General features: G+C 51.6%; 6 protein-coding genes. All 6 read right to left on the bottom strand.

The annotated features are described in order from the left end of the window. Nucleotides 1-401 precede the first annotated feature (401 nt). The 6 genes from PG887_RS21100 to PG887_RS21075 all read right to left on the bottom strand — a co-directional run bounded on the left by PG887_RS21100 (nt 402) and on the right by PG887_RS21075 (nt 8,638). The gene (locus PG887_RS21100) at nt 402-1,769 is read right to left on the bottom strand and encodes a toprim domain-containing protein (protein ID WP_210538831.1); all 1,368 of its coding nucleotides are present in this window, start codon (nt 1,767-1,769) and stop codon (nt 402-404) included. A 143-nt stretch (nt 1,770-1,912) separates the two neighbouring features. Further along, nucleotides 1,913-3,916, bottom strand: coding sequence for a VWA domain-containing protein (locus tag PG887_RS21095; protein ID WP_270697723.1), 2,004 nt, complete (start codon nt 3,914-3,916; stop codon nt 1,913-1,915). Nucleotides 3,917-3,985: 69 nt separating this feature from the next. After that, entirely contained in the window at nt 3,986-4,954 is a 969-nt protein-coding gene (locus PG887_RS21090) for a DUF3150 domain-containing protein (RefSeq protein WP_210538840.1), read from the bottom strand. Nucleotides 4,955-5,856: 902 nt separating this feature from the next. Then, nucleotides 5,857-6,252, bottom strand: coding sequence for a hypothetical protein (locus tag PG887_RS21085; RefSeq protein ID WP_210538844.1), 396 nt, complete (start codon nt 6,250-6,252; stop codon nt 5,857-5,859). Between the two features lie 5 nt (nt 6,253-6,257). Then, nucleotides 6,258-7,283, bottom strand: a complete 1,026-nt coding sequence (locus PG887_RS21080) for an AAA family ATPase (protein WP_210538847.1) — start codon at nt 7,281-7,283, stop codon at nt 6,258-6,260. Nucleotides 7,284-7,633: 350 nt separating this feature from the next. Further along, nucleotides 7,634-8,638, bottom strand: coding sequence for a lambda-exonuclease family protein (locus PG887_RS21075; protein ID WP_210538849.1), 1,005 nt, complete (start codon nt 8,636-8,638; stop codon nt 7,634-7,636). Nucleotides 8,639-9,310 lie beyond the last annotated feature (672 nt).

Here is a 9,310-nt window from a genome sequence, read left to right as displayed (position 1 = left end):
GGAGACAGCCAGTTTACCAGCACCCTGTCTGTCAACTTCCACTTCCCCAAGATCCCGCGAAGAACCATAAAAAAGCCATCACCCCTGAAGGGTGATGGCTTTTTGCTTCTATCATCACGAAGCTAGTTGGGTCTGTGTCTTAAGTATTGCCATTACTCTCGCACTAGGGCGATCGCAGTGTCGTAAGACATCAAGTAAGGTCACATTGATACTTTCAGCTCCCGGGTAGCGGTAATGCTCACCCGCTTCACTCGATAGCCACTGATGCAATGATTCCAAGTTTTCGAATTTAGCTGGCCAATACCCCAGTTCAGGGGATAGGCGGACGTTGGAAACGGATAACCGTACAATGGGATGAATGCCATTGATCAGACTTTTCAGGTCCATAAGCTCTCCCTTGTTCAAACGTGCTGCAGCCAGTCGCTATGTGGGAACACATCTGGTCCGAAATTCACCAGAATATCGTTCCAATCCATGTCACTTTCAGCTCTGATAAGCTTCGGGTTGCATCTCGTAACCTTGATGCCAGCAGATAGCAGATTTTTCTCCAGCTTAGCTGCATTCACTTCTCCGGCCGGGTCAGCATCTTCCCAGATGTAGACGTGTTTTACTCCCATGCAAACAATCCAGTTTCCCATCAGTGTTGCATTTAGCAGTCCCCACCCCTGCATACCTATGGCTGATTCGACACTTAGAAGTGTCTCAAGGCCTTCGGCTACAGCAAGAACCGGAGTCGGTGGGCAAAGTTGCACGGCACCACCCGATATTGGGGCTGTTGACACTGACGGCCTCAATTTCTTCACTTTTGGCACAGGAGCTTTCAGCCCATCGTTAGTGATGAAGGTTTGATGGAGACTGACTGGCTTTCCTGAAGGATCTCGGATCCGGCAAAGGATGCAAGGATGCTTCCCAAGATCAAGTTTAAACGCCACTCCTTTGTGAAAAACCGCCTTATGAGATGCTATTGCCGCCTTGATGTGATCGGGCATTTGCGATATTGCCAAACGAGCCAATTTCGCAGATGGATGAGTCAAGTCGATAGCCTCTTCAATCAGTTCCTTCTGAGTAGATTGGCGCACGCCAGCGGGCTGAGTTGTTTTACGGCCGTCCTTATCGAGCCACCAGTAACGCATCCCGTGCGGCTCTAGCGTGATTATGCACGGGCCATAATTCATGTCGATGTATCGCACACCAGGGTGGAGCCTTACTTCCCCACCAAGGGAAGCCACCTTCGACAATATTTGCCGGTTCCTGAGATACCGAATGGCTGGCTCAGCTTGCGGCTTGGTCAAAGGCCAGGCTTCATCCCAGAGCTGGGCATTTTTATTCGCGACAGCTTGATCCCGCCGAGCATCTTCCTCCGCTCGTTCCTTCTCCCACGCAAGTTGCGTAGGCGATTTCGGAGGGGGGGAAAACACGCCTGACGTAATCCCATCCATGTAACCACTGGCGATCGCCAGCTGCTCGAGGACTTTCGGAAAAGGCCAGTTTGTTTCCTCCATTACAATGGAGAAACCAGACATAACCCCACAAGAGTTGCATACTCCAACGCCGGTTGCTTCTGAGTCGAGCTTGCCCCTGTGGATTAATCCAAAGGCTTCTCCACTACGACCACCGTGTCTTGGGCAACTGGTTTTAGGTGCCTTCTTCCCAGGAATGAAACCTCGGGTGGCATCACCGAATAGGCCTAGGTGTTTGTACGCTTCGACCCATAAACGGTTGTCATTGAGATATGCGGCCAAATCATCCGCAACGATTTCATAGTGCATGTCATTACTCCATGTGGTTGGTGTTCCCCATTTCGCCCGATTACAGGGGGTACGGGCTGGTGCTTGCACATTGCAAACACTCAGCAATGGATGTCCATTGCTCAGTGTTCGAAAGTCCCCCCTCCAACGTGGAGGGGGGGATGTCAGGCAGCCAAGATAGTGCCCTTGGCTAGTTTGAACAGCTCACGTTTAAGGCTGAGGATATCGCCTACAGCAATCCAGTTCCCTGGTTTGAAGTAGTAGTCCATAGCAGCTTTCCCGTTCGCGTACTGGCCGATAAAGATGCCAAAGACATCAATGCCATGTTGTCGAACCATATTGAAGGTATCAACGCAGTCAACGTCTGGTTCACCATCGGTGATCACGATCATACTCTTGCGTTCAGCTTGCTCTGGCATCAGGGCCAAAAATGCGTTGCTTAGACCTTCCCTCATGGGTGTTCCCCCACCGGCACAGATCAGATCGAGACGAGAGCTTGTAGTGGCTGGATCCTCCCTAAAACGCAGTAGGTCCACATTCCAATCCCCGAAGGACTGAATTCCAATTACAGCCCCATCGATCTGTTGAACTGCAAGAGCCAAAGCCAGGCAGGCATTTTTTGCCACCACCTCTTGGCAATTCATTGATCCAGACAAATCCAGCAACACCATGATGGCGCTATCGATGCCAAGGTTTCTGGCTTTGCTGCGGTAAACACGCAAATCACCTTGTTTGAACCGATTGAACCGGGAGGTGACAAAGCGCTTCCCTCGTCGACTCAATCCAGGAGCACAGTTGGTTTCTGTCTCTACGAGCTCCATAAGAGCTTGTGTGATTGGTCTCGATGCAGCGAGGACTTTAGGGAGTGTTACACTCCGGCCAATCTTCGTGTAAACAGCGTCCAAATGTGGCCTTAATGGAGTGTCGAGTTGAAAGCGGGAATCCGCTTCGATCAATGACGCCAGCATTTTTCCTTTGTCACGTCCCTCGACATCGGAGGATCCAGATCCGGCAGCTTCAAGACAGGCTTCTAACTCCTGAATTTGCTTTGACCTAACAACGTCATCAGCATTCGGCCCGCCAGCAGCCCCCGCTTCCGGTTGGCCATCTGCATCAGCGTCAGGTTGACCATCTGCATCAGCATCCGGCTGGCCATCTGCATCAGCGTCAGGTTGACCATCTGCATCAGCATCCGGCTGGCCATCTGCATCAGCGTTAGGTTGACCATCTGCATCAGCGTCAGGTTGACCATCTGCATCAGCGTTAGGTTGACCATCTGCATCAGCATCCGGCTGGCCATCTGCATCAGCATCCGGTTGGCCATCTGCATCAGCATCCGGTTGGCCATCTGCATCAGCATCCGGTTGGCCATCTGCATCAGCATCCGGTTGGCCATCTGCATCAGCATCCGGTTGGCCATCTGCATCAGCATCCGGTTGGCCATCTGCATCAGCATCCGGTTGGCCATCTGCATCAGTGTCAGGTTGAGCTTCAGGTTCATGATCCGGCTGTTGAGTCTTCAGGTCTTCCAAAGCATCTTTGATCGCATCAAGCACCATATCTGCGCTATTCCAGCAATCATTGAAGTCAGAGGTTATCACTCCCATTTCTGAGATGATTTCAAGCCTGGTCAATAAAGCGATCGGGAAGCGTTGGCGTGCCAGATCTCTGGTTTGCTCCCAAACTGGGGTGAGCGGCTTGTAGTTAAGCAACTCGCTGCCAATGTAGTGCGCAATGTAATCCTCCAACACAGCTATAGCTGGAGTGTTCGCCCCTGGAACCAGCCTCATCCCCTTTGAGATAAACAGCTGCTCAATGGCTTCATACTCGCCACGAAGCCCCGGGTACTCTATAAGAGCCATCCGGTCTATCCGGCCGTCATCGAAGTAGTTCAGAAGCAAGCGGTGCACTTTACCTTTCGTTTTCAGTGACGCTTCATATTTTGCAAAGTCAGAGCCATATCGGTGGTGAGCCCCTTCGTGCATGCCAAACCCCATGGCGGCCGCGGCCTGAACGGGATCGCCTGCATCGAAGAAAGGCATTAACACCACACCTTGAGTTGTACCTGCAGTAGAATAATTTCCCCAGGTCGTCCTCAAACCGAAGTCGTTGGCCATCATTGCTAACCGAATTTGAATGGTCAGCATTTTGCTTTGAGTAGACTGCATTGTGTGTCTCCAATAATTAAAACCCCAGGGCAAGCCTGGGGTTGGTTGGGGTTGCCTTGATAAGGCGGATTAGTAAAAACCGGCCACTTGGGTGGGGGGAGTATTGGAGGTGGTCGATATGGCGGCTAACATCCCGGTGAGGAAGTTGTCCTGGGAAGTGGTAACAGAACCCGGTGCATCTGTTGGGTCTTCTTCCTCTTCGATCTCCAGCTTGGCAGTCCTTAGGGACGACAAGTAGCTCGGATCGCTCAACAACGTGAGCAAGCCCATCATTTTACTCAGCTCAGTAGCATCCAGTTGCGCAGCCCGTCTCTTGGGGAGAGAACTTTCGAACGCATCAATGCTGTCAATCGCCGGTTGGATAAAACTATCCAGCACAGCCATCTGTATGAGCTTTTCCTTGATGTTCGTCACATATCTCAGTGACTTGCGAGTGAACTTACTACCGTTGGACATCGAATACTGGAAGTCTCGCAAAGAGTTGCGAGCCATTTCAGAGATCGTATCAACAGCAGCATCGCCAAGCGGGTTGTTAACCACATCTTCATTCACGCGATACGAAAATGAAACCTGCTTCCGGACGTAATCCACGTCATAGAGCGAGGCTCGTATGCGAGAGGCGAAATCGTGGAGAGACACTGTTGCGGCTGCCTGTTGTATCCAGGAGTCGCATTCTGCGTCGTAGTTGAGTAAGAGCTGATCAAGATTTGCGTAGAAGCTGATTCTCATCAACTCCAGGCCGTCAGTGACCTCACTCAATAAATGGCGAGGCACAGCCCAAGCGCCAAGGACTTGGAAACCGACTTTGCTAAGCAGGGCGATACCCTCTTGGCGAGCTCGGCCTTGGAATGCGATCTTTTTCTTATCGAAGACCGATTTTGACCCTAAGCGAACCACATCAGCAGCTAACGCTTCATTTTCAAGTCCTAAATCAAGGGGCTTGTTATTCCGGGTCGCAGACCAGGTGGTGACTTTGAAATCCACCAGCACATAGCGCTGGAAAAATTCGACAAAGTTCATTGCGGTAAAGGATGACATGGGTAATTCCTTATCTCTGGACAAGGAGCTCCCATAGCGGGAAGACTCCCGTCAGGGTGGTGTTGGCCTATTTGGCCGGGTTGGGGTTGCGATCCGCGGATGCGGTGTGCCTTGAATCGCTGAGCACAAAACGCCACAAAAAGTAGCGCTCTCGGAAATGTCCACCAAACACATCCGACAACACTCTGATCTGGATTTTTTGCGCGACAAACACGACTCGACGAGTCACAAAGGCGAGGTTGGAAGCTACGGCCCAGAAAGGAGTCCGATTAGCCGTTCGGACATGGGCATACTATCTCAGGTGGGGACAAAAAAATCAACGCTGCCTAGGGGCAGCGTTGGTTTCACTCTCTTTAATTCTTAGGATTGCCATATCAAGCCAGGCACCCAACGTTGGGTGATTTCCTTGCCGGCAGTACCGGGACCAACATGGCCAAAAGTCCGGGTCGTTCTTTGGCCAGGGTGGCTCGTGAGCCTCTAGCGTCCGATTAACCAAGACCCTGGTTACAGCCTTTATGATCGCCGCAGCACCAGCACCAGAACATGGCAGTTTAGGAAGTCGCGACACGCTGTCTTTCAGTCCTTGCACTGTTCTGTACTCGGCCACTTTCCCTTTGATGCACAACGCATAAAGGGGCCTACAGTTCTTTGCCCAAGGCATATCAGGTAGTTCGTACCCCATTCGCAGTGGCACGATGTTGACTGTATCCCCGATGATGCCAATGAGAAATTCATTGGCCCCACCAGCTTGTTGCTTGCTTAACACATACTCAACCACGAGATCTACTTCTTTGCTGAGCGTGGTACCAAGAATGTCGTGCAAGCATCCTTTCAGTGTACTCATACAAATACCCCAAAGAAAACCCGGCTCTGGGCCGGGTTGGTTGGTTGGTGTTAGAAGGTTAGTAAAAAGCGAACTCAAACAGACCTTTATGTTTGCTGAGTATCTGCTTTACCGCCTCCTGGAGTTGTTGAACTGGCGCATCAGATATGCCGACAGACTGCAGATGCTTAAGTTGTTCGGATAAACACAGATCAGTAAAATTCCGACTCTGGTCATCGATCATGTCAAAAGCGTTGTGCAGAGCGAGCAGCAATAACATTACGACCTGCCCGGCATCTATCCTTTTGGTTACCCCCCGAAAGGGAATGTTGCCAGTCAAGTTGCATCCGTAAAGCCCTCCATCGCCTGGCATTGTTGGTGTGATAAACACCCCCTCCTCAGCTAGTTCCGCCATGATGTTTTGCCACGTAGCAACGACTTGCTCTGGTTCGGTAATTTTGGCTCGAAAGTACATGGTACTTAGTCCTCAACCCAAGACTGGCCAAAAACAGCTTTGCAAAGGTGCATCGCCGCTTCGTAAGTCGCCTCATCACCAACTAAACGATGAGCATAAGCCTCGTGGAAGGTTTTTTTGACCCTGTTACGGACTGATGTTGGGCTGGTACGAACCATCTCTCTCACCCAACGAAGCAGGCTGCGAATGGACAAAGGTTTATCCATCGCGACTCCGTTCGTCATCGTGAAATCGTTTTGTTGAGACTTTTCTACAGCAGTATTGATATCACGCATAACGCGAATCATTTCTGGTAGCAAAGCTTCGATTGCATTGACGTGCGAGGATGGAACTTTTTGTCCAAGATCTTCTTCCCAATCAGTAAGCTTGATTGCGATCTTGTTTTTGCAAATCGTGTTCATGTCTTCGTCACTCAACTCACTGGGCGCGAGTGGGATGAAGCGGTCGATAAGCGCATCACTCAACCCGGTAGTGCCTCTGAAGCCAGATAGCCCAGTGATACCACCGTTGTTGAAGGTGAACACACACCGGAACAGCTTGTGCGGCTCCAACCATTCACCAGTTTCAGCCAGCTCGATTCCATGGGTCATAAGCTCATAGAAAGCGACCAGCTCCGCTGGTTGCATGGCATCAGCTTCGTTGAGCAAGAAGATCCCGCCGTTGAGCAGAGCTTCCCGCAATGGACCAGACACGAACTCACCCGTGGCCGGGTTAACACGCCCGAGCAAATCCAGCTGGAAGCTGGTCTCCTGGGTGCCTTCGACCTGATATAGCGGCCACTGAGTTCGGGCTGCGTACTGGATGACTCCGGTTGTCTTGCCGGCACCATACCCGCCATAGGAAACGATGATGTCTCCATCTGGATCGGCCATAATCCTGCGCACATCATCAAGGAAGGCTGTTGTGAAAACGTGTGGTTTTCTTACCGGCACGCGGGGGTTCATCAAGTGATCATCACCATGGGGACAACGAACTTTGATGTTTGCATCCAGGCCAAATTCGCTGCCAGAAATGAAATTGTGCTGAGTCATAGAATCTCCGAAAACCTGATTGAGCAGGTTGTTTTTGTGTTGGGCTGATTGCCCGGGTTGGTGTTGGTCGCGAGTGACACATTGCGGACCGAGTGCCATAGAGACAGCCAGGGCTGTTTCTGCATGTGCGCTGAGGCCGGCGAAATACCGGTGAACGGACATGCAGAATCAGCCAACGAGGGCTTGAGTGATAGATCACGGGTGAGGACGTCGGCAGAGCGCCGGGATGTTGGTGTTGGCGTCAAGCCATTTGGCTCGCCCCCTGAGATAGACGCCGGGAGCAGGGACAGAATAGCCTTCCGTGGACCAGGTGTAAAGACGGCCACCCCTTACGGGATGGCCTGATTTACTTAACAAAAATCAACAGCAAGCATTTCAGCGGCCCCCTGACCGTTGTACTCGATCTGGCTGACTCTGATGGTCTCAGTTGATTGTCTTCTATATAGATCCGGGTTGGGTAAAGTGATGTTGGGGTTATGCTTTTGAACATCCTCTGTCCATTTCACATAGTCGATAACCCCTTGCCGCGGGGAGGAATGCAATCGTACACCTGCATACTCGGCCTTTACGTGGTTACCCATCATGGAGCGCAATGCTTTTTTCAGCTCGGCTTCCCGGGCCTTGGCCTCATCAATCTTCACCTTGATAGGAGACATGTCACGCCAGACTTGCAGCAGCTCCGCGGCAATTTGGGTCCATGCTTCCTGGTCTTTTTGCGTGCTCGGCTCGAAATAGTCAAGCTCTGTAATCGGCGGGGCTTCATCCCGTTCGTACAGGTCCCACCACCATTTTTGCCGCTCGATCAGCAGTTCTATTAGCTCCTCATCACGTGTGATGCGAAACACTATTAGCTTGCGATCATAGGCGCGATAAAAGGCCAAATAGCCAATCTTAGCTCCTGTCGCCAGTAGCTGGTCTTGTACCTGGGGTAGGTACCGTTGATAGGCCTCCGAGTTCCGGCGTTCTTGCATTACCGACTCGAAGGTTTCCCATGCCGGTACTTTGAGCTCAACTGGAGAGCCATCGGACATTAACCCATCCAACGAAACGCGAATAAAGGAATATGTCTCATGCTGCACACAGGTTGGTATCACCAGGTCAAGTATGCCTTGCGATTCCAGCCAGCGCTCGAACGCCTGTCGGGCCAGCGGCTCTTGCTCATTTCCTCTTCGCACCAAAAAGTTCTTGCTCAAGTCTGTGCCGGGCTTGCGCCCAGTTTTGACCATCCAAAATGCACGCGCACTTTCATGTGCGTATGGCCACTGGATTACAGAAGCAACACTAGATGCTCCTATGCCACCAGCTCGCCACTTATGCCATTCAGGGGTTCCCTGAACTAGGTCGACGTAGATCATGGGTGTGTCCTCTATCAATCAGCCGATGTTGAACGCTAGGGCGGTCAAATTTCGATCTGACATGGATTGCTTATGGGCAGAAGCCCGGGTTGGTGTTGGTCGCGTGTGGCACATTGCGGACCGAGTGCCATAGAGACAGCCTTGGGCTGTTTCTGCATGTACGCTGACGCCGGCGAAATACCGGTGAACGGACATGCAGAATCAGCCAACGAGGGCCAGGGTGATAGATCACGGGTGGGAATGCCGGCGCAGGGCTGGGGGATTGGTGTTGGTGCCAGGCCTCATGGCTTGCTCTTATAAGGCACCGAGAGCGATTTTCTGTTGTAGTCTATATAGGTGTTCAATAGCTGTCTAGGCCAATTAGCAGCCTCCACTTGCCGTTCAGACCGTGCTCTATGGAACCGGGCAATAGTGCAGAGCCTCTCGATGAACGGCTTACACAGCCTTGCCGTGTGTGGGGCAAAAAAAAGCCACCGATACGGTGGCTTGAAGTTGCGAGTTACATGGCTAGCAGAAGCTGATCACCTTCGACATAGCGTTTCAGTGGCCTATTTGGCAACTTAACCACCACATCTGGCAATTGAGCCATTACTAATGCATATTCCGGCCGATCATGAACACCAATTCCGATTCAACGTGAACACCATTTCCGGACCAATGTGAACGCTCATT

Origin of the sequence: Aeromonas sp. QDB14, assembly GCF_027707845.1 — a bacterium.
In the GTDB taxonomy this organism is placed as follows: domain Bacteria; phylum Pseudomonadota; class Gammaproteobacteria; order Enterobacterales; family Aeromonadaceae; genus Aeromonas; species Aeromonas caviae.
This window is presented reverse-complemented; position numbering and strand designations above follow the sequence as displayed.